The organism is Variovorax sp. GW821-FHT09B01, from assembly GCF_059418345.1.
The window spans coordinates 81,890-106,415 of sequence record NZ_JBWKPQ010000028.1; the positions used below are offsets into that span (position 1 = coordinate 81,890).

Consider the following 24,526-nt stretch of genomic DNA (forward strand, 5'->3'; position numbering starts at 1 on the left):
AGGAGAACCTTCATGAAAAGCCTCATCCTCTGGGCCTGCGGCGTGCCGATCACCGTGATCATCGGTCTCAAGATCTTCGGGATTCTCTGACCCGCGCTCGTCTCTTTTACGTTTGCTCTTCCTCTACTCCTCCGGTGCCTCGTGCACCGATGCGCGTCCCTCGGGGCGCGCTTTTTTTTGGGAGGGTCTCGGCGCCTCCCTCAATCTGGCAAAGGCCGTGCGGGTACTGAGCGGGTGCCGGCCGCATCCGGCCTAGACTCCGCCGCATGCATGCTCACTCGCTGTTCCACACCCCGGCGTTCCGCTTCGGCGGCTGCACGCTGGCGCGTGCGTGGATGACGGCGGCGGCTCGGCCAACGCCCGCACATTCCTGAGCCCGGCGGTCCACCTCCTTCCCTTCACCTTCAACGCAGACCATCGACCGCCGGGCCCTCGCCCTGCGTGACTGCGCCCCCGTCATCAGGGGCGCGTTCGAATGGAGTGCGTCATGCATCACCCCCAGGTTCAGCGGGAGCACGTGCGTCCCGACGGCAACGCCGCATCCGGCACGCCTTGCTTTCAATCCATCCTCGCGCTCACCGATCTGTCGGCACGCAGCCAGCACGCTGTCGAACGCGCCGCCCGGCTCGCGGCGGACCACGGCGCGCTGCTCAAGCTCATGTACGCGCCCGCGAGCCTCGCACCGCTCGCGCACGCTGAAGCGGCCGCCGCGCTCGCGGCCCTGGCCCGCGCCATGGCCGCGCGCTTCGATGTGCTGGTCAAGCAGGTCGCGATCTCGAGCGGCGGCCTCGCGCAGATCGTGGATGAAGCGCGCCACGCCGACCTCGTGGTGCTGCGGCACGAACGCGACCGTTCGCCCGGCGCCTTCTTCACGGGCCAGCCCGTGGAGCGCCTGCTGCGGCAACTGCGCTGCCCGGTGCTCGTGACGCGGCTGGCCGCGCGGCCGCGCTATGGCCGCATCCTGGTGGCCGTGGACTTCACGCCCGCATCGCACGAACTCGTGAGCCTGGCCCATGGCCTCGACGCCAACGCCGCGCTCGAGCTGTTCCATGCGCTCAACACGATGCACGAAAGCAAGCTGCGCTATGCCGAGGTCTCGGACCACGCCATCAGGACCTACCGCCACGACTGCCAGCGACAGGCGCGCGAGCGGCTGTTCTCGCTGACCGATTCATCGAGCGCGCGGCGCAACCGCGTGCTGTCGACCATCGGTCGCGGCGACCCGGCGCGGCAGGCCACGGTGCAGCAGCAGCACGCACGCGCCGAGCTGCTCGTGGTCGGCAAGCGGCGCGCCCATCCGCTCGCCGATTTCTTCTTCGGCAGCGTCGCGCAGCGCGTGCTGTGCTGGGCCACGGGCGACGTGCTGGTGGTGCCCACCGATCGGCGCGGCTACAGCCCGTCGGCCGTCATGCCACGGGCGCTGCAGCCGGCTCGCTGAAGACCCGCTCAGTGCGTGTCGCGGCGCAGTTGCTGCACGTCCTCGTGCAGCGTCTGCGCCCAGGTGCGGCGCTCGCGGCTGTACGAGGACTGCGGCTCGCCGAAGCGCACGATGGCCAAGAGCGGCGGCGCGCGCAGCGTGTTCCACAGCGAGGTGGCGAGGTTGTCGTCGTCGATGTAGCGCGGCGCCTGGCTGGTCTCGCCGGTGGCGGCATCGGCGAAGCGCAGCGCGGCCGGCACCACGGGCGCGCCCGAGGAGATCGCGGCCTGCAGCAGGTTGGCGTGGAACGGCAGCAGGCCGCGGCCGTCGCTGGTGGTGCCCTCGGGGAACACCGCGATCATGTCGCCGTTGCGCAGCGCGTCGGTCATGTGGTGCACCACGCGCAGCGCGTCGCGGCGGCGTTCGCGCTCGATGTAGAGCGTGCCCGCGCCGCTCGACAGCGTGCCGATCAGCGGCCAGTGCTTGACGTCGGACTTCGACACGAAGCGCACGTGGCGCGCCGCGTGGATCACCGTGATGTCGAGCCACGAGAGGTGGTTGCAGATCAGCAGCACCGGCCCGTGCGCGGGCGGCGTGCCCTGCACGCGCAAGGTGATGCCCATGATCTCGAGCATGCGCGCGGCCCAGGCCTGCACGCGCGCGTTGCGCTCGGCCTGGTCGAGGCCCGGGAAGGTGAAGCGGATGGTCCACCAGCCGGCGACCGCATGCGCGATCGCATGCAGCAGCCGGCGCAGTGCCTTGAGTGAATGCAGCATCGGCCCGACCGCCTTCTTCCTGTTGTTGTTGTCGTCGTCGCGCGCCGGAACGCGGCTCAGCCGTGGACCACGCGTCCGGCCACGAGGGTGTGGCGCGCGCGGCCCTGCATGGCGTAGCCGCCGAACGGCGTGTACTTGCCCTGGCTGCGCAGCGCCTCGGGCGTGACCTGCCATTCGAGGGATGGATCGAAGACGCACAGGTCGGCCGGCCCGCCGACGGCGAGGCGGCCGATGCCGGCGCAGGCTTCGGTGCCGGGCAGCAGCCGCGCGGGCGCGCTCGTGATCGCCTCGAGCGCGCGCACGAGGCCCGCGCCGCTGCGCTCGCCCCATTGCAGCGCCAGCGGCAGCAGCAGCTCGAGGCCGGTGGCGCCGGGCTCGCTCTCGGCGAACGGCAGGTTCTTGGCATCGGCCTCGACCGGCGTGTGGTCGGACACCAGCGCGTCGATGGTGCCGTCGGCCAGCGCGGCCGAGAGCGCGTCGCGGTCGCCCTGCTGGCGCAGCGGCGGGCTCAGGCGCGCGCGGCTGTCGAAGTAGCCGATGTCGGTGTCGGCCAGGTGCAGCGAGTTGATGCTGACGTCGCAGCTCAGCGGCAGGCCCTCGGCCTTGGCGGCGCGCACCAGCGCGAGCCCCGCGGCGCTCGAGAGGCGGCACAGGTGCACGCGCGCCTTGGTGCTGCGCATCAGCTCGACGATGGTGAAGATCGCGATGGTCTCGGCCGCCACCGGCACGCCGGCGAGGCCGAGCCGGGTGGCGAGCGCACCGCTGGCGGCCACGCCCTTGCCGAGGTCGCGGTCCTGCGGGCGCAGCCACACGGTGTAGCCGAAGGTGCTCGCATAGAGCATCGCGCGCTGCAGCACCTGCGTATCGGCCAGCGGCACGTCGGCCTGGCTGAAGCCGACGCAGCCGCGCTCGGTGAGCTCGGCCATCTCGGTCAGCACGCCGCCGGCCAGGCCGCGCGTGAGTGCGCCGAGCGGGAACAGGCGCGCGCCCGGCAGCTTGCCGGCGCGGAAGGTGAGCATCTCGACCAGGCCGGGCTCGTCGAGCACGGGGTCGGTGTCGGGCGGGCACACCAGGCTGGTGACGCCGCCGGCCACGGCCGCGGCCATCTCGCTCTCGAGCATGCCCTCGTGCTCGTAGCCGGGTTCGCGCAGCCGCGCGGCGAGGTCGACCAAGCCGGGCGCGACGATGCAGCCGCTGGCGTCGAGGGTGCGCTCGGCCTTGAAGCCGGCGGGGATGCTGTTGCCGATGCCGGCGATCTTTCCGTCGGCGATGGCGATGTCGGCCTGCTTGTCGGTGCCCGAGGCGGGGTCGACCACGCGACCGTTGGTGATGTGGATGTTCATGCTTCGTTACCTGCGACGATGCTCATCACGGCCATCCGCACGGCGATGCCGAAGGTGACCTGCGGGAGGATGACGCTCTGCCGGCCATCGACCACGGCCGAGTCGATCTCGACGCCGCGGTTGATCGGGCCCGGGTGCATCACGATGGCGTCGGGCTTGGCGAGCTGCAGCTTCTCGGGCGTGAGGCCGTAGGTCTTGAAGAACTCCTGCGACGAGGGCAGCATCGCGCCGCTCATGCGCTCGTTCTGCAGCCGCAGCATGATGACCACGTCGCAGTCCTTGATGCCCTCCTCGAGCGTGTGGCACACGCGCACGCCCATGCCGGCCATGTCGCCGGGCACCAGGGTCTTGGGGCCGACCACGCGCACCTCGGCGCAGCCCAGCGTGGTGAGCGCGTGGATGTCGGAGCGCGCCACGCGCGAATGCACCACGTCGCCGACGATCGCCACCGTGAGGTTGGCGAAGTCCTTCTTGTAGTGGCGGATGGTGTACATGTCGAGCAGCCCCTGCGTCGGGTGCGCGTGGCGGCCGTCGCCGGCATTCACCACGTGCACGTGCGGCGCGACGTGCTGCGCGATCAGGTAGGGCGCGCCCGACTCGCTGTGGCGCACCACGAACAGGTCGGCCGCCATCGCGCTCAGGTTGGCGATGGTGTCGAGCAGCGACTCGCCCTTGCTCGCCGAGGAGCGCGCGATGTCGAGGTTGATGACGTCGGCCGACAGCCGCTTGGCCGCGATCTCGAAGGTGGTGCGGGTGCGCGTGCTGTTCTCGAAGAACAGGTTGAACACGCTCTTGCCGCGCAAGAGCGGCACCTTCTTCACCTCGCGGTCGCTCACGCTCGTGAAGTTGGCGGCGGTGTCGAGGATGTGGGTGAGGATGTCCCTGGGCAGGCCCTCGATCGACAGCAGGTGGATGAGCTCGCCGTTCTTGTTGAGCTGGGGATTGCGCTTGTAGAGCATGGCTTACTTGCTTTCCTCGACCTGGAGGCTGAAGGCGCCGTCGTCCGCGCGCGCCAGCGCCAGCGACTGCGAATGGGGCAGCGCGAGCGTGGTGGCGGCGAAGTCGGCCGCCACCGGCAGCTCGCGCCCGCCGCGGTCGACCAGCACGGCCAGGCGCACGCAGCCCGGGCGGCCGAAGTCGAACAGCTCGTTGAGCACGGCGCGGATGGTGCGGCCGGTGTAGAGCACGTCGTCGAGCAGCAGCACGTCGGCGCCGTTGACGTCGAAGGGCAGCGCGGTCTGCGCGCTGGCCGCGAGGCCGCGGCGCGCGAAGTCGTCGCGGTGCATGGCCGAGGAGATCACGCCGGGCGCGCCGGCCAGGCCCAGGTCCTTCTGCAGCCGCTCGACCAGCCAGGCGCCGCCCGAGGTGACGCCCACCAGCCGGGTGTCGGGGCGCAGCAGCGCGCGGACGCCGGCCAGCAGTTGCGTGTAGAGCGCCTCGGCGTCGGGAATGGCGGGGGTGGAACTCACGGAAGACTCCTCAAGAATTGCTCCAGGATGATGCAGGCCGAGGCGGCATCGGCATCGCGCGCGCCCTGGGAAAGCGCCTCGGTGGTGCTGTAGCGCTCGTCGACCTCGAACACCTGCAGGTTGAAACGGCCGCGCAGCTGGCGCGCGAACTTCTGCGCGCGCCGGGTGTTCTCGTGCGCGGCGCCGTCGGGATGGAAGGGCACGCCCACCACCAGCGCATCGGGCTGCCACTCGCGGATGCGCGCCTCGACCTGCGCGAAGCGGGCATCGGCACCCTCGGCCTTGATGGTGGCCTGCGGCGTGGCGCTGCGCAGCAGCCGGTTGCCGCTCGCCACGCCGGTGCGCTTCTGGCCAAAATCGAAGGCCAGGAAGCTCTGGAAATGGGCGGGAACGGGAAGGGAAGCGGGGCTGGAAGCGGAAGCTGGCGCGTCAGGCATGGCCGTGGCGTTCACGCATGCCCCGCGTCGGGCGAGAGCTTCCAGGCCTCCAGGCCCAGCAGCAGCAGCGCCTTGTCGTAGCGCTGGTCGATGGGGGTGTCGAAGATCACGGCCGGGTCGGCGCCCACCGTGAGCCAGCTGTTCTCGGCCAGTTCGGACTCGAGCTGGCCCTCGCCCCAGGCCGCGTAGCCCAGCGAGACCAGCACCTTGCGCGGGCCGGCGCCGGTGGCCAGGGCCTCCAGCACGTCCTTCGAGGTGGTCATCTCGAGGCCGCCGGGAATGGTCATGGTCGAGGCGTAGACCGATTCCTCGGGTTTGTCGGCCTCGGTGAAGACCGGCTCGTGCAGCACGAAGCCGCGCTCGGTCTGCATCGGGCCGCCCTGGAAGACCGGGGCTTCGCCGAGCTCGGGGCGCGCGAGGTGCAGCTCGATCTTCTCGAACAGCACCTTGAGGTTGATGTCGCTGGGTTTGTTGATGACCAGGCCCAGGGCGCCGCGCTCGCTGTGCTCGCACAGGTAGACGACGCTGCGGTTGAAGGTCTTGTCTTCCAGGCCCGGCATCGCTATCAAAAAGTGATGCGTCAGGTTCATCGGGGCAGAATCGGAAGCCATATGCCTCCGATTTTACTGGCCGTCGACAAGACCTACCCCAAAGGGCTCATGTGGTTCCGCCGCGACCTGCGCGTGGACGACAACGCGGCCCTCTACCACGCCCTGCGAAGCTGCCGCCAGCTGGTCTGCGTGTTCGTGTTCGACACGGCGATCCTCGACCCCCTGCCACGGGTCGACCGGCGGGTGGAATTCATCCGCGAATCGCTGCTGGAGCTCGACGAGGAGCTGCGCGCGCTCGGCGGCGGGCTGATCGTGCGGCATGCGGCGGCGGCCGAGGAGATCCCGGCGCTGGCGCGCGCGCTCGAGGTGCAGGCGGTGTTCGCCAACCGCGACGACGAGCCCGGGGCGCTGGCGCGCGACGCCGGCGTGTTCGGTGCGCTGGCCAATGCGGGCGTGAGCTTCCACACCCACAAGGACTCGACGGTCTTCGAGCGCGACGAGCTGATGACCAAGACCGGCCAGCCCTACACGGTCTTCACGCCCTACAAGCGGGCCTGGCTGGCCAAGGTCGACGACTTCTTCCTCAAGTCCTACCCGAGCCGCGGCCATGCCGACGCCCTGGTGCCGCCGCCCGAGGGCTACCGCGCGCCCGTGCCCTCGCTCGAGGCGCTGGGCTTCGCCAAGAGCAACCTCGGCACGCTCGAGATCCCGACCGGCACGCGCGGCGCGGCGATCCTGTTCGAGGACTTCTTCGAGCGCATCGAGCGCTACGAGGCGGCGCGCAACTATCCGGCGGTGCGCGGGCCCAGCTACCTGGGCGTGCACCTGCGCTTCGGCACGGTGTCGATCCGGCAGGTGGCGGGCGTGGCGCGCCAGCTCTCGCTGCGGGGCGACGCGGGCGCCGCGACCTGGCTCAGCGAGCTGATCTGGCGCGACTTCTACTTCCAGATCCTGGCCCATTTCCCGCACGTGCACGCCAAGGGCGAATCGAAGAGCTTCCGCCCCGAGTACGACAAGATCCAGTGGCACCACGGCAAGCACGCCGACCAGCTGTTCGAGGCCTGGTGCCAGGGCCGCACCGGCTATCCGCTGGTCGACGCGGCCATGCTGCAGATCAACCAGAGCGGCTACATGCACAACCGGCTGCGCATGGTGGTGGCGAGCTTCCTGTGCAAGGACCTGGGGCTCGACTGGCGCCGCGGCGAGGCCTACTTCGCGCTGCACCTCAACGACTTCGAGCTGGCCTCGAACAACGGCGGCTGGCAATGGGCCAGCTCGAGCGGCTGCGACGCGCAGCCCTACTTCCGCATCTTCAACCCGGTGACGCAGAGCGAGCGCTTCGATCCCGACGGCAAGTTCATCCGGCGCTACCTGCCGCAGCTCGCGGGGCTGTCGAACGGCGCGATCCACTCGCCGTGGACGGCGACGCCGGTTGAACTCGAGGCCGCCGGCGTGAAGCTCGGCGAGAACTACCCGGTGCCGGTGGTCGACCATGCCGAGGCGCGCGAGCGCACGCTGCAGCGCTACGCGGTGGCGCGCAGCAAGACGCTGGCGAAGAAGTAGCGCCGGCCGTCCCCCAAAGAAAAAGCCCGGAGGTGCGTCGCCGTCCGGGCTTTTTCGCAGGCGCGCGCCTCAGGCCGCCGCGAGCGTCGCCGTGTCGCTGGTGTAGGCGCGCACCAGCCGCAGCAGCTCTTCTTCGGAGTAGGGCTTGCCGAGGTAGTGGTTCACGCCGAGGTCGCGCGCATAGTCGCGGTGCTTCTCGGCGATGCGCGAGGTGATCATGATGATCGGCAGCTCGGCCAGCGCCGCGTCGCCGCGGATGTTGCGCGCGAGGTCGAAGCCGTCCATGCGCGGCATCTCGATGTCGGACAGCACGACCGCCGGGCGTTCCTGCTGCAGCCGCTCGAGCGCCTGCAGGCCGTCGGCCGCCAGCGAGACCCGGTAGCCTTCGCGCTGCAGCAGGCGCTGCGTGACGCGGCGCACGGTGATGGAGTCGTCGACCACGAGCACCAGCGGGATCTGCGGCACCACCGGCGCCAGCGCCGCGGCCGGGTCCTGACCATGCGGGCCGCGCGGCTCGTCGGCCGCCGCCACCGGCTGCGCCAGCGCCGCGGCCTGGCGCGCGCGCGCCTGTTCGCCATGCACCGCGGCCAATGCCACCGGGTTGTAGATCAGCGCCACCGCGCCCGAGGCCAGCACCGAGATGCCCGCCAGGCCCGGCAGCCGCGCGAGCTGCGGCCCGAGGTTCTTGACCACCACTTCCTGGTTGCCCAGCACTTCGTCGACGTGCAGCGCCACGCGCTGCGCCGCGCTGCGCACGATCACGAGGGTGTTGGTGCGGCCCGCGATGTGCTCGCTGCGCGGCGAGGCTTGCAGCAGCGCACCGCCCCAGTAGAACGGCACCTGTTCGCTGCCGAACGGATGGGTGTCGTGCAGGTAGGCCGACTCGAGGTCGGTGGCGTTCACGCGCTGCACCAGCTCGACCAGGTTCGACGGCACGCCGATCGACACCTCGCCGAAGCGCAGCATGACCACGTGCGTCACCGCGGTGGTCAGCGGCAGCACCAGCTTGAAGGTGGTGCCCTGGCCCGGCTGGCTGCGCGTCTCGATGCGGCCGCCGAGCGCGGCGACCTGCGCGCGCACCACGTCCATGCCGATGCCGCGGCCCGCGAGTTCCGACACCTGGCCGGCCGTGGAAAAGCCGGGCCGGAAGATCAGCTCGGTGGCCTCCTCGGGGGTGAGCGGCTGGTCGGCCGCGAGCAGGCCCAGCGAGCGGGCTCGCTCGGCGATGCGCTCGTGGTCGAGGCCGGCGCCGTCGTCGCGGAAGCTCACCGACACGTCGTTGCCCTCGTGCGCGAGGTCGATCACGATCAGGCCGCTGGCGTCCTTGCAGGAAGCCTCGCGCCGCGCGGCGTCCTCGATGCCGTGGGCCACGCAGTTGCGCAGCAGGTGCTCGAAGGCCGGCGTCATCCGGTCGAGCACGCCGCGGTCCATTTCGATCGAGCCGCCGGTGATGTCGAGGCGCACCTGCTTGCCGGTGTCCTTCGAGGCCTGGCGCACCACGCGGTAGAGGCGGTCGGAGATGCCCTCGAACTCCACCATGCGCGTGCGCAGCAGGCCGCGCTGCAGTTCGCGCGTCTGGCGCGCCTGCACGCTGAGGTCGTCTTCCGTCGCCTGCACCGTCTTCTGCAGGGTGCGCTGCACGGTCGCCACGTCGTTCACCGACTCGGCCATCATGCGCGTGAGTTCCTGCACGCGGGTGAAGCGGTCGAACTCCAGCGGGTCGAAGCCCTGCTGCGAATCCTTGGCCTGCGCCAGCCGCGACTGCATCTGGCTCTCGGCCTGCACCTCGATGTCACGCAGCTGCTGGCGCAGGCGGTCGAGGTTGCCCGTGAGGTCGGCCAGCGAGCCGCGCAGCGAGCCGATCTCGGCCTCGAGCCGCGAGCGCGTGATGATGACCTCGCCGGTCTGCGCCATCAGGCGGTCGAGCAGCTGGGTGCGGATGCGCACGGCCTGGCCGACCGGCGCGCGCAGCGGCGCAAGCGTGGCGGGGGCCGGGCGCACCGGTGCGGGCGTGGCGGCCGTCGGTTCGGCGTCGGTGTCGGCATCGACCGCGGCGATGGCGTCGTTGGCGGGCTCGGCGCGCAGCTCGGGATGCTCGATCGGCGTGACAGGCGCGGGCGTGGCCGTGGCTTCCGCCACGCGCTGCGCCAGCTCGACCTGAGTCGCATCGTCGGCCGCGCGCAGCGCGTCGAAGGTGGCCTGCAGCGTGTCGAGGCGCGCCAGCAGCTTCTCGATGTCGGAACGGTCGACGTGACCCTGCGTGCCCAGCAGTTCGATCTCGGATTCCATGCGGTGCGCGCGCTCGCCCAGGCGCATGGCGCCGGCCAGCCGGGCACTGCCCTTGAGCGTGTGCAGCGTACGCAGCACCGAGGTGCGCGGCGCGCCGTCGTCGGGGTGGTGCGACCACTGGCGCAGCGCCTCGCCGAGCTGCGGCAGCAGTTCGGCCGCCTCTTCCTCGAAGATCGGGAACAGGTCGACGTCGACCGCGTCGGCCAGATCGATGGCGTCCTCGGAGTCGTCAAGCGCCACGTCGGCGCCGCCCTGCGGCGACACCACCTGCAGCGGTGCGCGCGGCTCGTCGCGTGCCAGCTCCTCGGCATAGGGCGAGGGCATCGGCGAGGCCGCGATGTCGCGCAGCGCCTGCAGCGTCTGCTGCGAGGGGTCGCGCAGCAGGCCGACCGCGAACTGGTGCAGCAGGCGGCGCAGCTCGTCGGCCGCGGCGACCAGCACCATGCCCTGCTCGCGCGTGCCGCTGCCCTGCATCTGCAGGTGCTGCAGCGCGGCCTCGAAGTAGCGCGCCATGCCCGACAGGCTGTGGAAGCCGACCGTGGCCGAGCTGCCGGCCAGCGAATGGGCCAGCGCGATGGTCGAGTCGGCCACGCGTTCGTAGGGCTGCAGCGCCCACTCGCCGACCTCGGTGGCGAGCTGGCGCGACCATTCGTCGGCCTCGTTGAGGTAGACGTTGTAGAGCGCGATGCCGATGCGCAGCGGGCCGATCACCTTGACCTGGTCGTCGGCGCTGCCGGCGGCGGTCACCTCGACGGTGTCGACGGATTCGACGGGCACGGGCTGCGGCTCGGCAACGGCCGGCGCCTCCGCGGCGGGCGCGGCCTCGGACTGCACCGTTTCCTCGGGCTCGGCCGGTGCCTCCAGCGGCAGGGCCTGGGCCGCGACATCGAGCAGCGCGGCGGTCTCGGGCGCGGCCGGTTCGGGCGCGACCACGGCGGCCTGGGCGAACTCGGCCGAAGCCTCCACGGGCTCGAGCTGGATCTCGGGGAAGTCGATCGGCGCGGCCGTGCCGGCATCGCTGGCTTCGCGCAGCGGCAGCGGCTCGGGCGTCCAGTCGAGGTCGGGCAGCGCGGGCGCGGTGGCCTCGGCGCGCTCGGCCGAGGCTTGCGCGGCGTCGATCGACAGCGCGGAGGACGGCAGTTCGGACAGGCCGGCGGCCTCGATCGCGGCCTCCTCGGCCGGCTGGGACGCCTTCGCGGCGGCGCCGATCGGCGCCAGGAAATCGAAGTCGATGCCGTCGCTCAGCGCGGTCGGCAGCGGTGCCGGCGCGGTGGACGAAGGCTCGCGGGTCTCGAAGTCGAGGAAGTCGGTGGAGACGAAGTCGTCGTCCTCCGGGCCCACGGTGCGCGACGCGGCCTGCGGCACGTCGGAGGTGTCGGAGGCGTCGGCCGGTTCGAGCGACAGGTCCGGCAGCTCGGGCAACTCGGGCAGCGCCTGCGCGGCCGCGGCCGGCAGCGCGAACTGCGGCGGCAGCTCCTCGAGCGGGGCCGGCGAGGTGGGCAGGGGATCGGCGGCGATCTGGCGCGCCGCGATCGCGAGCGCCTCGGCATCGGCCACGCGCGGCGGCGCGGTCGGCACCGGCTCGCCGGCCAGCAAGGCTTCGGCGAGGCGGCTGAACGGGGCGGACTGCCAGCCATGCGGCGCCGAGGCCGCGATGTCCTCGACCCACAGGCCGAAGTCGCGCAGCGCCTGCTGCGTGCCGGCCAGCAGCTCGGGGGTGGCGGGGCGCTGGTCGGCCAGCCAGGTGTTGACCACCTGTTCGAGCGACCAGGCGGCGTCGCCGAAGTCGGTGAGGCCGACCATGCGCGAGCTGCCCTTGAGCGTGTGGAACGCGCGGCGCAGGATCGTGAGCTCGTCGGTGTCCTCGGGGCGGCTGCCGAGCGCGACGATCGCGTTCTGGCCGTTGTGCACCACCTCGCGCGCCTCGTCGAGGAAGATGTTCTGCAGGTCGTCTTCCTCGAGCTCGGTGACCTCGGTGTCGGGCAGCGCGCCGGGGCCGACGATCTTGGCGGTCCAGCTGTCGGCCTTGCGGCTGAATTCCTCGATCGGCGAGGGCTTGGCCTTGCGCGCCGGCGTGGCCAGCGCGGCCAGCTTCGACGCGATCTGGGCATCGACTTCCTCGATGCTGAGCAAGGGCTCGGCGGCCGGCGCGGCCACGCTCTCGGCGTCCTCGGCATCGGCGGCCTGGCGGCCCATCAACGGCTTGAGTTCGCCGACCTCGGCGTCGAAGACGAACAGGCGCTTGGCCAGCGCCGGCTGGTAGCCCAGCATGTCGATCAGGAAGCCGAGCGCGCCGAGGTTGTTGCCCAGCGCGTCGAAGCCGGCCATCTCGTCGGCCGGCGAGGCACTGCCCACCATGGACTCCACGTCGTCGCGCATGCGCTGCACGGTGTGGGCGGCCTGGTCGAGGCCGAGCACCGAGAACACGCCGCGCATCTGCTGCAGCTGGCTCGGCACGGTGCGCAGCAGGCCCTTTTCGCCCGGGCGGCGGAAATACTGGTCGAGCGACTTCTCGAGTTCGCTCAGGTGGCTGCGCAGCTCGTCGACCACGGTGCCCATGGTCTGGCGGTCGCTGACGCGGCGGTACAGGTCCTCCATCCAGGGCTCGAGCGGCTCGGAATGGCCGCCCGCGCGCACGCGCTCGATGCGCCCGGCGAGCTTGAGCATGCGCTGGGTGAGCTGCGGATCGCTGGGGTCGAGGTCTTCGAGTGCGGCCTCGAGGTAGAGCACCGAGGTCGCGACTTCCATCGCGAGCTCGGTGTCGGGCGGCTGGCCGCTGCGCACCGAGGCGTCGACCGCATGCGCGAGCGCCTGCACCATCGGCTCGCTCGGCGGATGCAGCCGGTGCAGCGATTCACCGAGCTGGGCGAAGGTGTCGGCCACCTGGCGGGTGCGCGTGATGTCGCCGCCCGAGAGGCCGGACCACATCTCCTTGGCGGTCTCGATGCGCTTGCGGGCCTGGGCCAGCACCAGCGGATCGAAGCGGCCGAACTGCTCGACCGTGTAGTCGACGCGTTGTTCATGCGCGATGCCCCAGGCCGTGCGCACGCTGCGCAGGGTGGTGGCTTCGTCGCGCGCGGTGGGCATGGCCTGGGCGCAGAAGAACAGCAGGTCCTGGCCGAGCCGGTCGGACACCACGCTGTCGCCGCGCGCGAGCGTGGCGTACTGCAGCAGCACGCGCGAGGCGGCGCGCTTGACGTAGCTGTCGGCGGGCACGAGGCCCAGCGCCAGCGCCTCGAAGAAGCCGGCCGCCAGGGTCCAGAAGCTGGCCACGCGCGGCAGCAGCGCGCCGCGGCCGAGCCCCAGGCACAGCGCCTGCAGGCGGCGCGCGGCCTGCGTGTCGCCGGTCTTGACCAGCTGCAGCACCTCGCGGTCGAGCCGCGAGCGCACCGAGGGGTCGTAGGCCAGCGAGGCCTGCGTGAGCGCGGGACGGATCTCGACCCAGCGCCAGCTGGCGCTCCAGAGATCGGCCGGATGCACGCGCTCGTTGCCGACCAGTTCGAGCACGTCGCGGTACTGCGGGAACAGCGCGATCGAGGACACGTTCTTGCCGGCCAGCAGGGCCTGCAGGAAATCGGTGACGGCGAAGCCCGCGCGCTCGATCTTCAGCGCGGCGCTGTCGGTGCAGCGCTGCGGTTCGGCCACGAAGCCCTGCACCGCGAACTCGATCGAGCCGAGCACCAGCGCGGGCGCGTTGTGGCCCACCATCTGCAGCGCGCCGACGGCCTGGTGCAGTTGCTGGCGCGCCATCTGCAGCGGACCGCTCTCGATCTCGGCCGCATTGCCGACGTCGCGCGCGAAGCGGCGCAGCGACTTGCCGACGTTCTCGAGCGACTTCTGGATTTCTCCGAGCACCCAGGCCAGCGGCCCGAGGTCTTCGGTGGCCGGCGGATTGCCGGCGAGGGGGGCCGCGACGGGGGATTGGATAGCCACCTTGGATGCTCGCCGTTCTTCTGTGTCAGGCAATCTTGAAACGGGCCACCGAACGACGCAGTTCCTCGGCCATCTGCGACAGTTCGCGCACCTGCTGCGCGGTGGTCCGCGTGCCTTCGCCGGTCTGCTCGGTCACGGCGAAGATGTGCTGGATGTTGGCGGCCACCACGTTGGCCGAATCGGCCTCGCGGGAGGCGGACTGCGAGATCTGCTCGATCAGCTCGGCGAGGCGGCGCGACACGCGGTCGATCTCGGACAGCGCGGTACCCGCGTTGTCGGACAGCTTGGCCCCCTCGACCACGCCCTGCGTGGAGCGCTCCATGGCGCCCACCGCATCCTGCGTGTCGGTCTGAATCGCCTTCACCAGCGCCGAGATCTGGCGCGTGGCGTCCGCGGAGCGTTCGGCCAGCCGCTGCACTTCTTCCGCCACCACCGAGAAGCCGCGACCGGCTTCACCGGCCGACGCGGCCTGGATGGCGGCGTTCAGTGCCAGCACGTTGGTCTGTTCGGTAATGTCCGAGATCAGCTCGGTGATTTCGCCGATCTCCTGCGAGGATTCGCCCAGGCGCTTGATCCGCTTGGAGGTTTCCTGGATCTGGTCGCGGATGGCGTTCATGCCGCCGATGGCGTTCTGCACGGCCTGCAGGCCCGAGGACGCGGCCTGCAGCGACTGGCGCGCCACCGTGGCGGACTCCTGCGCTTGCGAGGACACGCCGTTGATTCGCTCCGCCATGGTCAGCACCGACTGGCCGGTTTCGCGGATCTCGCGCAGCTGTTCGGTCGAGGCCGCCAGCAGCTCGGTCGAGGTGCTTTCCACCTGCGAGGTGGTCAGCGCCACGCGCGTGGCCGTGTTCTGCACGTTGCCCACCAGCAGCCGCAACTCTTCCACCGTGTAGTTCACCGAGTCGGCGATGGCGCCCGTGATGTCCTCGGTCACGGTGGCTTCCTGCGTCAGGTCGCCTTCGGCCACCGTCTGCAGTTCGTTCATCAGCCGAAGAATGGCGGCCTGGTTGGCGTTGTTGATGCGGCTGGCTTCCTCCGAAGCCTGCTCGGCCGAGAGACGTTCGCGCTCGGCGTTGGCGGCGCGTTCGCGGCCTTCGCGCACCTGCACGAAACCGATGGCGCCGGCCAGTGCGAGGGCGGCCAGCGAGAGCACGAACAGCAGCACGATGGTGCCGGCGCCCAGGCCGGTGCGCGCCGACAGCTTGTCCTGCAGCTCGCCCAGCGATTTGCGCAGCGGTTCGCTGTCGGTCAGGATCGACGCCTGCGCTTCGCGCGCCGCCACCAGGCCCTGCAGGTTGCCCAGAATGGCCGAGGCCTGCGTGCGCATCTGCTCGTAGGTCTTCAGGATGGCTTCGAGCTGCTGGCGCGTCTGCGGGTCCTTCGAGCCGGGGAAGCGCTGCTGCGCATTGCCGTCGAGCAGGCCGCGCGTGGTTTCCTGGAAGGTGTTCAGGTCCTTGCCGAGCAGGAACACGGCGTCGGGGTTCACGCCCTCGACCGTGAAGAACTCGTTGGTCGACTTGCCGATGCGCTGCGTCAGCATCACGAGCTGGCCGGCGGCCGAGATCTCGGGCAGCGTGGCGTTCTGCTGCATCTTGAGCGAGGCGACGGTCTCGGTCATCTCGAGCAGCGTGGACGACTGCTGGTTGATGTCGCGCAAAGCGGCACCCACCTGGGTCAGGATCTGGCGCTGGGCCAGCACGGCCTTGGCGCTCGCGTCGGCGCGCGCGACCAGCGGGCCGATCTTGCCCATGTCCTCGCCGTAGGCCTCGCCCACGGCCTCGAGGCGCAGCGCCTCGTCGCCGTTGGTCAGGCCGTTGACGCGGCGCGTGAGGTCGTCGGCGCTGTCCTTCACTTCGGTGAAGGCCGGCGCGCTGCCCACCAGGGCCTGCGAGATCGACTTGGCGAGGCGCTGCGACTGCATCAGCGACTGACCGGTGGCCGCCACCTGCTGCGCCAGCCGTTCGGCGCGCAGGATGGCGAGACCGGCGACCAGCAGCAGCGCCAGCACCACCACCGCCAACAGGATCGCGAGCACGCGCTGCTGGCGCGCGGGGCTCTGGCCGGCGCGGCCATCGTCCGCGAGCAGGTCGGCGGCATCGGGCCGGCCCGGTTCGTTGGCGGCCTCGCCGCCATCGACCAGCGCACCGCCTTCGCTGAAGGAGCCGGCGGCCGGCGCGCCGCCGAACGAACCGTCGCCCGGCGCGCGCGCGATGCGCACGGTTTTCTCGTCGGGGACCTGCACCGTGTCGACGTTGTCGATCGCGAGCGAACCCGAACCATCGACGCGGGCCTTGTCGTTGCCGCTGGCGGGCAGTAATTTCTTGAACTTGTCGGCGATCGAGCTCACGGTCGGTCCTTCAGGTGGTGGTCGGGTGCAGAGGCGCCTGTGACAGCTAGGCGCCGATACTCAGAAACTGGGGCTGCTGCGACAGCGCCTGCAGGTTGACTTCCTGCCAGCGTTCGCCGGCGGCGTCGATGTAGAGGTGCCCGGCCCAGGGCGGCGCATCGGCGCCCGGGGGCTCGGAGGCCGCGAAAGCCTCGACGCCGCGCAGCCCCGCCAGCCGGTCGACCAGCAGCGCGCAGTTGACGTCGAGCAGCTCGTTGAGCGCGACCAGCCGCGACTGGATGCGGGCCGCTTCGCTGGCGGCCGGACCGCTGGGCGCGCCGCTGGCGAAGGCCGACAGCTGCACCACGCCGTAGAGGCCGCCGCGCAGGTTGGCCACGCCGAGGAACCACGGCGCCGTGTAGGGCACGGGCTGCGGCGGCGTCCAGGGAAAGATTTCGCCGGCATGGCCGAGCGGGAACAGGTACTTGCCCTCGCCCGCCTCGACCGCGAGCCAGGTCGCGGCCACGCCGGTGGTGCGCGCGGCCTGCAGGCGGCTCGCCAGCCGGGACTGGAAGGCTCTCAGTGCGTCGCGATTCGCCATGGACTCGGCAGATCCGCGCTCAGTTCAGCGCGCTGATCTTCGACATCAGCTCCTGCGCGTTCACCGGCTTCACGATGTAGTCGCGCGCGCCCTGGCGCATGCCCCAGACGCGGTCGGTTTCCTGGTTCTTGCTCGTGCACAGGATGATCGGGATCGCGGCGTACTGCGGATCGCGGGCGATCGCGCGCGTGAGCTGGAAGCCGTTCTGGCCCGGCATGACCACGTCCATGAGGATCAGGTCGGGCTGGTCTTCCTCGAGGCGGCGCATGGCGTCCTCGGCGTTCTCGGCGGTCTTCACGGCGAAGCCGTTCTTGTGGAGCAGGTCGGACAGGAACACCAATTCAGTCTTGGAGTCGTCGACGACGAGGATTTTTCGAATGGGCATTTACTGCACTTCCTGTGAAACGTTGCCGAACTGCTGCACGGCCTGCAGCAGCTGGTCTTTGGTGAATGGCTTGGTCAGGTAGTCTTGCGAGCCGACCATGCGGCCGCGCGCCTTGTCGAACACGCCGTCCTTCGACGACAGCATCACGACCGGGACCTTGGAGAAATGAGCGTTGCGCTTGATGATGGCGCACGTCTGGTAGCCGTCCAGCCGCGGCATCAGGATGTCGCAGAAAATCAGGTGCGGCTTGTGGTCGTTAACCTTGGAAAGCGCGTCGAAGCCGTCTTCGGCGAGGAGAACCTCGTGACCACCCTGCTTCAGAAAAATCTCGGCACTGCGCCGGATGGTGTTGCTGTCGTCGATGACCAGCACCTTGTAACCTGATCCATTCGGGCCCATTGCAAAAGCTCCTGCTCATGAGACTTGGATGCCCGCCGCGCCGTACACCGGCGCAGATCGCGTAGCTCTATGCCATGCTTTTCAGATTTCAACCATTTCGAAGTCTTCCTTGCGCGCACCGCACTCGGGACAGGTCCAGTTCATCGGGACGTCGGCCCAGGCCGTGCCTGCCGCAATCCCGTCCTCCGGTACACCTACAGCTTCGTCATAGATCCACCCACAAATCAGGCACATCCAAGTTTTCGTATTCATCGGAGCTTAAAGTCCTTGTTCATTAAATGCAACGAGTGTATCTATGCGTATCTCACTGGCGCCGTGTAAACGTCGCGCCCATGCCACCATCCAGCGGATTCCGCCCGGCGTATGACCTTCCACTTACATCCAGCAGACAGCGTTGACAAACCGGGCGATCTTAACGATCCGCTGCCCGACGACGATGCATTGGCGGATCAGGACCTGAATCCCCCTTGCGTCCTGGTGTTCAATGCCAGCGACCCGAGCGGCGCCGGCGGCCTGGCCGGCGACGGGCTGGCCATGGGATCGGTGGGCGCCCACATGCTGCCGGTGGTGACCGGCGCCTACGCGCGCGACACGGCCGAGATCTTCGACCACTTCGCGTTCGACGAGGAGGCCATCGCCGAGCAGACCCGCGCCATCCTCGAGGACGTCGAGGTGCAGCTGATCAAGGTCGGCTTCGCCGGCACGCCCGAGGCGCTGAGCACCATCGCCGAGACCGCTGCCGACTACCCCGAGGTGCCGGTGGTGGCGTACATGCCCAACCTCTCGTGGTGGGACGAGAACGAGATCGACGCCTACCTCGACGCCTTCCGCGACCTGGTGCTGCCCCAGACCACGGTGCTGGTCGGCAACCACAGCACGCTGTGGCGCTGGCTGCTGCCCGACTGGAGCGGCGAGCGCCCGCCCGGCGCGCGCGACATCGCGATGGCGGCCGGCGAGTTCGGCGTGCCCTACACCCTGGTCACCGGCCTGGTGCTGCCCGACCAGTTCATCGACAACGTGCTGGCCTCGCCGCAGTCGGTGCTGACCAGCGAGAAGTACGAGCGCCTCGAGGCCGTGTTCTCGGGCGCCGGCGACACGCTGTCGGCCGCGCTGGCCGCGCTGCTGGCCAGCGGCACCGACCTGGTGGCCGCCACCACCGAAGCGCTGGCCTACATGGACCGCTGCCTCGACGCCGGCTTTCGCCCCGGCATGGGCCACGTGCTGCCCGACCGCCTGTTCTGGGCCGAACCCGAGCCCGAGGAGGACGACGGCGAGCCCGGCGACGACGTGCCCGACTTCGCCCTGCCGCCCCACGACACCCGCCACTGATTCCACTTCCCCCGTTCCAGATGCCCACTTCCGATCGCAACGACATCCTCTTCGAGCGCGCCCGCGCCGTGATTCCCGGCGGCGTGAACTCGCCCGTGCGCGCCTTCAAGGCCGTCGGCGGCACGCCCCGCTTCATCCAGCGCGCCGAGGGCGCCTACTTCTGGGACGCCAACGACAAGCGCTACATCGACTACATCGGCTCCTGGGGCCCGATGATCCTGGGCCACGGCCATCCGGCGGTGGTCGAGGCGGTGCAGAAGGCCGTGCTCGAAGGCTTCTCGTACGGCGCGCCGACCGAGCGCGAGATCGAGCTGGCCGAGGCCATCCTCGCGCTGGTGCCGTCGATGGAGATGGTGCGTCTCGTGAGCTCGGGCACCGAGGCCGCGATGAGCGCGCTGCGGCTGGCGCGCGGCGCCACCGGCCGCAAGACCATCATCAAGTTCGAGGGCTGCTACCACGGCCACGCCGACGCGCTGCTGGTCAAGGCCGGCTCGGGCCTGGCCACCTTCGGCAACCCGACCTCGGCCGGCGTGCCGAGCGAGGTGGTGCAGCACACGCTGGTGCTCGAGTACAACAACCTGGAGCAGCTGGAGGAGGCCTTCGCGCTGCACGGCGGCGACATCGCCTGCCTGATGATCGAGGCCATCGCCGGCAACATGAACTTCGTGCGCGCCACGCCCGAGTTCGCCCAGCGCTGCCGCGCGCTGTGCACGCAGCACGGCGCCCTGCTGATCTTCGACGAGGTGATGACGGGCTTTCGCGTCGGCCTGCACGGCGCGCAGGGCGTGCTGGGCATCCGGCCCGACCTCACGGTGCTCGGCAAGGTCATCGGCGGCGGCATGCCGCTGGCGGCCTTCGGCGGGCCGCGCGCCATCATGGAACAGCTCGCGCCGCTGGGCCCGGTCTACCAGGCCGGCACGCTCTCGGGCAACCCGGTGGCCACGGCCTGCGGTCTGGCCACGCTCAAGGAGATCGCCAAGCCCGGCTTCTACGAGGCACTGGGCCGCAAGACCCGCGCGCTGGTCGACGGCCTGAAGGCCGCGGCCGCCGCCGAGGGCCAGCCCTTCAGCGCCGACAGCGAGGGCGGCATGTTCGGCTTCTTCCTGATGAACGAGCTGCCGCAGAACTACGCCAAGGTGATGACCACCGACAACGCGCAGTTCAACGCGCTGTTCCACGGCCTGCTCGAGCGCGGCGTGTACATCGCGCCCGCGCTCTACGAAGCCGGCTTCGTGAGCGCCGCGCACAGCGACGCGGACATCGCGGCCACCGTCGAGGCGGCGCGCGAGATCTTCCGCAAGCGCTGAGCGGGAGGCTCAGGCCGGGTCGATGGGCATCACCGGCCCGGCTTCGGCCTCGAGCACCTCGGCCGCCGCCAGGCACAGGTCCTCACGGAAGCGATCGCTCACGAGCTGCACGCCCGTGGGCAGGCCCTGGCGCAACCCCATCGGCACCGACAGCCCCGGCAGGCCCAGGATCGCGGTCGCCAGCAGCGGGCTCTGCGCGTCGAGCAGGTCGCGCATCGCATCCGCGCCGCGCTGGTCGGCATCGACCGGGAACGGATGGCGCCACGACACCGGCATCAGCAGCAGCGGATGGCGCTGCAGGAACAGCGCCCAGTCGCGCATCAGCCCGGTGCGCGCGGCCAGCGCGCGCATGTAGGCCTCGGTGTCGAACGGCGGCGCATGCGCGTCCATCGCGCGGTAGGCCTGGCGGATGGTCTGGTCGCCGTCGCGCAGCAGCGCCGGTTCCACCAGCAGCCGGCTGTCGGCCATGGTCAGCGCGAGCCACAGCTCGGCCGCCTCGCGCAGCCGCGGCGGCTCCACCGGCTCGACGCGGTAACCCGCGCTCTCGAGCCGGCGCGCGGCGCGCTGCAGGGCATCGACCACCTCGGGATCGCAGGCGTAGCCGGGCAGCGCGGTGCACAGCGCCACGCGCAACGGGCCGGCCGGCGGCGCGCCCTCGAGCGGCGCGGGCACCCACCACGGATCGCGCACGTCGCGCGCGGCCATCGCGGCGAAGGCCAGCCGCAGGTCGCGCACGCTGCGCGCCAGCGGCCCCTGGACCGAGCTGAGCTGCACCACCGGCGGCCGCTCGCCGGTGCCCGACGGGTTGAAGGCCGGCACGCGGCCGAAGCTCGGGCGTAGGCCGTAGACGCCGCAGGCATAGGCCGGGTAGCGGATCGAGCCGCCCTGGTCGTTGCCGTGCGCGATGGCGCCGATGCCGACCGCGACCGCGGCCGCCGCGCCGCCGCTCGAGCCGCCGGGCGTCAGCGCCGCATCGTGCGGATTGAGGGTGCGCCCGTGGGCCGCGTTGTCGGTGAACCAGCGCATCGAGAACGCGGGCGTGTTGGTGCGGCCGATCGGAATCGCGCCCGCGCGCCGCAGGTTCGCGACCACCGGGCTGTCCTCGGCGGCCACGACCCTGCGGTAGGCCGCCACGCCGTTGGTGGTGGCATGCCCGCGCTGGTCGACGTTGACCTTGATGGTGACCGGCACGCCGTGCAGCGGCCCGGTGGCCTCGCCGCCGGCCAGCGCGGCGTCGGCCTGCCGCGCGGCCTGCAGCGCTTCCTCGGCGCCGCCGTCGACCACGGCATTGATGCGCGGATTGACGGCCTCGAGCCGTTCCAGGCTGCTGCGTACCGCCTCCACGCACGAGAGTTCGCGTGCCGCGATGCGCCGCGCGAGTTCGGCGGCTTCCAGTTGCCAGGGATGCATGGCTTGTCTCCTCGAAAAAGATGGATGGATCAGTCGCCCTTGACGCCCGCGCGCCGCACCGCCTCGGCCCAGCGCGGCTTCTCGCGCTTCATCAGCGCGCTGAGCTCCTCGGGGCTCGAGGGCAATGCCTCGATCGACAGCGCGGCATTGGCGCGCACCACGGCCGGGTCGGCCAGCGCGGCGCGCAGCGCGGTGTTGAGCCGGTCGACGGTCTTGCGCGAGGTGCCCGCGGGCGCCATCAGCGCGCCCCAAGCCACCACCTCGAAGCCCGGCACGCCGCTCTCGGCCACGGTCGGCACCTCGGGCAGCACTGCGGCGCGCTTCGCGCTGGTCACGGCGATCGCCTTGACCCGGCCCTGCTGCACGAAGGGCAGCACCGCCGAGATGTTCTCGATGGTCACGTCGAGCTGGCCGTTGACCATGTCGGCGACCGCCTGGGTGCCGGTCTTGTAGGGCACCTGCACCATCGTGAGCCCGGTCTCGGTCTTCAGCAGCTCGCCGGTCAGGTGGCCCGCGCTGCCGATGCCGGGCGTGCCGACCGAGAGCTTGCCCGGATGCTCGCGGCCGTAGGCGACCAGCTCCTGCAGGCTGCGCACCGGCAGGTCCTTGCGCACGATCAGCACGTAGGCGTTGCTCGAGATCAGGCCGACCGGCACCAGGTCCTTCTCGGGCACGTACGACAGCTTCGAGAAGAAGGCCGGGTTGATGCTCAGGGTCACGAGGTTGCCGTAGCCGACCGTGTAGCCGTCGTTCGCCGAACTCACCAGGGCCTGCGTGCCGACGATGCCGCCCGCGCTGGGCCGGTTGTCGACGATCATGGCCTGTCCCAGTTCGCGCGCCATCGCGTCGGCCACCGGGCGCATCGCGACGTCGACGCCGGAGCCGGCGGCATAGGGCACGATGAATTTCACCGGGCGCTCGGGGTACTGGGCCGAAGCGGCCAGCGCGGCGGCGGCCAGGGCGGCCACGACGGCGCGGCGGGTCCATGCGAATGACAGGGCGGGCACGAAGCATCTCCTCTTGGGGAATCCCGCCGTTCACCACGAGCCGGCTGGTGGCCGAAGTCTAGGAACCGGGCCCGCGCCGCAAAAGACAATCGCTTGTCGCGATGACAACCTGCGTTTGTCGGTAGATTCCCGCGCACGGCCGGGCGGCAGAATGCCCGCATGAAGGATCACCAGCTCAAGGCCTGGCTGCGGCTGGCCGACACCGGCAGCATCCGCGCCGCCGCGCGCAGCCTGCACCTGAGCCAGGCGGCGGTGACCAAGGCGATCCGCGAGCTCGAGGCCGAGGTCGACGCGCAGCTGGTGCTGCGCAGCTCGCGCGGCATCGAGTTCACCGAGTCCGGCCGCCAGCTCACGGTGCGCGCGCGGCTCGCGCACCAGCAGCTCGAGCTCGCGCGCCAGGACATCCGCATCCTCCAGGGCAGCCAGCACGGCCGCGTGGCGGTGGCGGTCACGCCGATGGTGTTCCTCGGCGTGCTGCCCGAGGTGGTGCGCGCCTTCCGCAAGGCCATGCCGCAGGCGCAGCTCAAGCTGTTCGACGGCCTGATCCCGCAAGTGCTGCCGCTGCTGCGCGAGGGCGCGGTCGACTTCGCGGTGGCGGGCCCGGTGGCCTCGGCCCTCGATGCCGACTTCGCGTTCGAGCGGCTCGACATGATCGAGATGGCCGTGCTGTGCCGGCGCGGCCATCCGCTGCGCCACGCCACGCGCTGGGAGGAGATCGCGGGCGCCGAATGGCTGATGCACCTGGCACCCGGCAGCCAGCACAGCTTCCTGCTCGAGCAGTACGCAGCGCAGGGACTGCCGCTGCCCGAGCATCGCATCGAGGTCGCCTCCTTCGGCGTGAGCTGGGGCCTGTTGACGCGCAGCGACGCGCTGATGGTGGGCCCGGCCGGCATGCTCACGATGCCGCCCTATGACGCGCTGGTGGAGCGCGTGCCGCTCGCGATGCCGGTGCCGCCGCTCGAGCTGGGCATCGTCTCGCCGCGCGGCAAGCCGCTGTCGCTGGCCGCGCTGCGGCTGGCCGAGCTGTTTCGCAAATACCTGGCGCGGCCGGCCTGAGCAACGGCCCCTCGCTTGCGCACGGCCGTGTGCCACGGCGATGACAGCAGGCCCAGAAAAATCGTCGCGTGCGCTCGCGCTTCGGACCGTGCCCGCGTGTATATTGCGCCCGCGTCCGGCAAAGCCGGCGCCAACGATCACAGGGTAGAAGCCATCGCGGCCAGACTCGAGCCGCACGAGATCTCCAGAACATCCAGCCATGAAATCCCTGCGCCTGCTGCCGGTCCTGAGTGCCGCCCTCCTCGTCTGTGGTCCGGCGCTCGCGCAGTCGGTGGACTTCACGCTGCCGACCTTCGACCAACCCTTCGAGATCCAGAAGACCTGGATCAACGTCGGCTTCTACTCGGCCCACTTCGACCGCGACAAGGGCCTCGAGAACAAGAACCCCGGCCTGGGCTTCGAGTACCCGCTCAACGACGTCTACCGCGTCACGCTGGGCACCTTCCACAACAGCGACCGGCGCCAGTCGCACTACCTCGGCCTCTACGTGCTGCCCTTCGAATTCCACGGCGTGCGCTTCGGCGCCGTGGTCGGCGGCTTCGACGGCTACCCCAACTACCGCAACGGCAACTGGTTCCCGGCGCTGATCCCCACCGCGGCGATCGAGGGCAAGAACTGGGGCCTCAACATCGCCTACGTGCCGACGGTCAAGAACCGGCTCTATGGCGCGCTGAGCTTCCAGCTCAAGTACCGCTTCGAATGAGCGGCCGCCGGGGCCCATGAAAAAAGGCGGCCACGGCCGCCTTTGTTTTTGGAACCTGACCCGTCCTGCCCAGGGTTGACACCTTTTCCTTCGAGAAAAGGCGAGTCAATGGAATCAGGCGTCAAACGCACACAGCGCGACTACGCGCTGGCTTTTAAGCTGTCGGTGGTCGATCAGGTAGAAAAAGGCGAATTGAGCTACAGGCAGGCCCAAGAGCGCTAC

At 70.6% G+C, this 24,526-nt stretch carries 20 protein-coding genes; 6 read left to right on the forward strand and 14 right to left on the reverse strand.

Features of this window, described 5'->3' with window-relative positions:
• Positions 1-487: 487 nt before the first annotated feature.
• Positions 488-1,438, forward strand: a complete 951-nt coding sequence (locus tag AC07RV_RS40270) for a universal stress protein (RefSeq protein ID WP_296781757.1) — start codon at positions 488-490, stop codon at positions 1,436-1,438.
• Positions 1,439-1,446: 8 nt separating this feature from the next.
• Here AC07RV_RS40270 and AC07RV_RS40275 read toward each other — a convergent pair whose 3' ends face one another.
• The 6 genes from AC07RV_RS40275 to AC07RV_RS40300 are packed head-to-tail and all read right to left on the reverse strand — an operon-like array spanning position 1,447 to position 6,053.
• Entirely contained in the window at positions 1,447-2,193 is a 747-nt protein-coding gene (locus tag AC07RV_RS40275; RefSeq protein WP_208508680.1) for a lysophospholipid acyltransferase family protein, read from the reverse strand.
• A 56-nt stretch (positions 2,194-2,249) separates the two neighbouring features.
• Positions 2,250-3,536: a dihydroorotase gene (locus AC07RV_RS40280; RefSeq protein WP_296781756.1), complete on the reverse strand. Its 1,287-nt coding sequence runs from the start codon at positions 3,534-3,536 to the stop codon at positions 2,250-2,252.
• The gene (locus tag AC07RV_RS40285; RefSeq protein ID WP_208508678.1) at positions 3,533-4,495 is read right to left on the reverse strand and encodes an aspartate carbamoyltransferase catalytic subunit; all 963 of its coding nucleotides are present in this window, start codon (positions 4,493-4,495) and stop codon (positions 3,533-3,535) included. Before AC07RV_RS40285 ends, AC07RV_RS40280 begins: the two co-directional genes overlap by 4 nt.
• A gap of 3 nt (positions 4,496-4,498) precedes the next feature.
• On the reverse strand, positions 4,499-5,005 hold the full coding sequence (gene pyrR, locus AC07RV_RS40290) for a bifunctional pyr operon transcriptional regulator/uracil phosphoribosyltransferase PyrR (protein WP_093347898.1): 507 nt from the start codon (positions 5,003-5,005) through the stop codon (positions 4,499-4,501).
• Positions 5,002-5,442, reverse strand: a complete 441-nt coding sequence (gene ruvX / locus AC07RV_RS40295) for a Holliday junction resolvase RuvX (RefSeq protein WP_208508677.1) — start codon at positions 5,440-5,442, stop codon at positions 5,002-5,004. Before ruvX ends, pyrR begins: the two co-directional genes overlap by 4 nt.
• A gap of 11 nt (positions 5,443-5,453) precedes the next feature.
• Complete coding sequence (locus tag AC07RV_RS40300; RefSeq protein ID WP_093347901.1) at positions 5,454-6,053, reverse strand: YqgE/AlgH family protein; 600 nt, start codon at positions 6,051-6,053, stop codon at positions 5,454-5,456.
• On the opposite strand from AC07RV_RS40300, the gene AC07RV_RS40305 reads away from it, so the two are divergent.
• Entirely contained in the window at positions 6,054-7,556 is a 1,503-nt protein-coding gene (locus AC07RV_RS40305; protein ID WP_296781755.1) for a cryptochrome/photolyase family protein, read from the forward strand.
• Between the two features lie 69 nt (positions 7,557-7,625).
• Here the strand turns inward: AC07RV_RS40305 and AC07RV_RS40310 are convergent, their stop codons facing one another.
• The 6 genes from AC07RV_RS40310 to AC07RV_RS40335 all read right to left on the reverse strand — a co-directional run bounded on the left by AC07RV_RS40310 (position 7,626) and on the right by AC07RV_RS40335 (position 17,744).
• Positions 7,626-13,778: an Hpt domain-containing protein gene (locus AC07RV_RS40310; protein WP_296781754.1), complete on the reverse strand. Its 6,153-nt coding sequence runs from the start codon at positions 13,776-13,778 to the stop codon at positions 7,626-7,628.
• Between the two features lie 25 nt (positions 13,779-13,803).
• Positions 13,804-16,128, reverse strand: coding sequence for a methyl-accepting chemotaxis protein (locus AC07RV_RS40315; RefSeq protein ID WP_093347910.1), 2,325 nt, complete (start codon positions 16,126-16,128; stop codon positions 13,804-13,806).
• Positions 16,129-16,174: 46 nt separating this feature from the next.
• On the reverse strand, positions 16,175-16,708 hold the full coding sequence (locus AC07RV_RS40320; protein WP_093347913.1) for a chemotaxis protein CheW: 534 nt from the start codon (positions 16,706-16,708) through the stop codon (positions 16,175-16,177).
• A 19-nt stretch (positions 16,709-16,727) separates the two neighbouring features.
• Positions 16,728-17,093, reverse strand: coding sequence for a response regulator (locus AC07RV_RS40325; RefSeq protein ID WP_057590818.1), 366 nt, complete (start codon positions 17,091-17,093; stop codon positions 16,728-16,730).
• Complete coding sequence (locus AC07RV_RS40330) at positions 17,094-17,492, reverse strand: response regulator (RefSeq protein WP_057590817.1); 399 nt, start codon at positions 17,490-17,492, stop codon at positions 17,094-17,096.
• Positions 17,493-17,573: 81 nt separating this feature from the next.
• A complete protein-coding gene (locus tag AC07RV_RS40335) occupies positions 17,574-17,744 on the reverse strand; it encodes a rubredoxin (protein WP_007838397.1) in 171 nt (56 codons plus the stop codon).
• Positions 17,745-17,855: 111 nt separating this feature from the next.
• Between AC07RV_RS40335 and thiD the strand changes: the two genes are divergently transcribed.
• Positions 17,856-18,821, forward strand: coding sequence for a bifunctional hydroxymethylpyrimidine kinase/phosphomethylpyrimidine kinase (gene thiD / locus AC07RV_RS40340; RefSeq protein WP_093347915.1), 966 nt, complete (start codon positions 17,856-17,858; stop codon positions 18,819-18,821).
• A gap of 20 nt (positions 18,822-18,841) precedes the next feature.
• On the forward strand, positions 18,842-20,128 hold the full coding sequence (gene hemL, locus AC07RV_RS40345; protein ID WP_296781753.1) for a glutamate-1-semialdehyde 2,1-aminomutase: 1,287 nt from the start codon (positions 18,842-18,844) through the stop codon (positions 20,126-20,128).
• Between the two features lie 9 nt (positions 20,129-20,137).
• Here hemL and AC07RV_RS40350 read toward each other — a convergent pair whose 3' ends face one another.
• Positions 20,138-21,538, reverse strand: coding sequence for an amidase family protein (locus tag AC07RV_RS40350; RefSeq protein WP_296781752.1), 1,401 nt, complete (start codon positions 21,536-21,538; stop codon positions 20,138-20,140).
• A gap of 29 nt (positions 21,539-21,567) precedes the next feature.
• Entirely contained in the window at positions 21,568-22,545 is a 978-nt protein-coding gene (locus AC07RV_RS40355) for a Bug family tripartite tricarboxylate transporter substrate binding protein (protein ID WP_256222734.1), read from the reverse strand.
• A 159-nt stretch (positions 22,546-22,704) separates the two neighbouring features.
• On the opposite strand from AC07RV_RS40355, the gene AC07RV_RS40360 reads away from it, so the two are divergent.
• Positions 22,705-23,601: a LysR substrate-binding domain-containing protein gene (locus tag AC07RV_RS40360; protein WP_093347924.1), complete on the forward strand. Its 897-nt coding sequence runs from the start codon at positions 22,705-22,707 to the stop codon at positions 23,599-23,601.
• A 199-nt stretch (positions 23,602-23,800) separates the two neighbouring features.
• A complete protein-coding gene (locus tag AC07RV_RS40365; protein ID WP_093347926.1) occupies positions 23,801-24,304 on the forward strand; it encodes a hypothetical protein in 504 nt (167 codons plus the stop codon).
• Positions 24,305-24,526 lie beyond the last annotated feature (222 nt).

Excerpts from the sequence above, each read along its gene's own strand:
- AC07RV_RS40270 (WP_296781757.1), top strand. The coding sequence starts at position 488 with ATGCATCACCCCCAGGTTCAGCGGGAGCACGTGCGTCCCGACGGCAAC.
- AC07RV_RS40275 (WP_208508680.1), bottom strand. The coding sequence starts at position 2,193 with ATGCTGCATTCACTCAAGGCACTGCGCCGGCTGCTGCATGCGATCGCG.
- AC07RV_RS40280 (WP_296781756.1), bottom strand. The coding sequence starts at position 3,536 with ATGAACATCCACATCACCAACGGTCGCGTGGTCGACCCCGCCTCGGGC.
- AC07RV_RS40285 (WP_208508678.1), bottom strand. The coding sequence starts at position 4,495 with ATGCTCTACAAGCGCAATCCCCAGCTCAACAAGAACGGCGAGCTCATC.
- ruvX (WP_208508677.1), bottom strand. The coding sequence starts at position 5,442 with ATGCCTGACGCGCCAGCTTCCGCTTCCAGCCCCGCTTCCCTTCCCGTT.
- AC07RV_RS40300 (WP_093347901.1), bottom strand. The coding sequence starts at position 6,053 with ATGGCTTCCGATTCTGCCCCGATGAACCTGACGCATCACTTTTTGATA.
- AC07RV_RS40305 (WP_296781755.1), top strand. The coding sequence starts at position 6,054 with ATGCCTCCGATTTTACTGGCCGTCGACAAGACCTACCCCAAAGGGCTC.
- AC07RV_RS40320 (WP_093347913.1), bottom strand. The coding sequence starts at position 16,708 with ATGGCGAATCGCGACGCACTGAGAGCCTTCCAGTCCCGGCTGGCGAGC.
- AC07RV_RS40325 (WP_057590818.1), bottom strand. The coding sequence starts at position 17,093 with ATGCCCATTCGAAAAATCCTCGTCGTCGACGACTCCAAGACTGAATTG.
- AC07RV_RS40330 (WP_057590817.1), bottom strand. The coding sequence starts at position 17,492 with ATGGGCCCGAATGGATCAGGTTACAAGGTGCTGGTCATCGACGACAGC.
- AC07RV_RS40335 (WP_007838397.1), bottom strand. The coding sequence starts at position 17,744 with ATGAATACGAAAACTTGGATGTGCCTGATTTGTGGGTGGATCTATGAC.
- thiD (WP_093347915.1), top strand. The coding sequence starts at position 17,856 with ATGACCTTCCACTTACATCCAGCAGACAGCGTTGACAAACCGGGCGAT.
- hemL (WP_296781753.1), top strand. The coding sequence starts at position 18,842 with ATGCCCACTTCCGATCGCAACGACATCCTCTTCGAGCGCGCCCGCGCC.
- AC07RV_RS40350 (WP_296781752.1), bottom strand. The coding sequence starts at position 21,538 with ATGCATCCCTGGCAACTGGAAGCCGCCGAACTCGCGCGGCGCATCGCG.
- AC07RV_RS40360 (WP_093347924.1), top strand. The coding sequence starts at position 22,705 with ATGAAGGATCACCAGCTCAAGGCCTGGCTGCGGCTGGCCGACACCGGC.
- AC07RV_RS40365 (WP_093347926.1), top strand. The coding sequence starts at position 23,801 with ATGAAATCCCTGCGCCTGCTGCCGGTCCTGAGTGCCGCCCTCCTCGTC.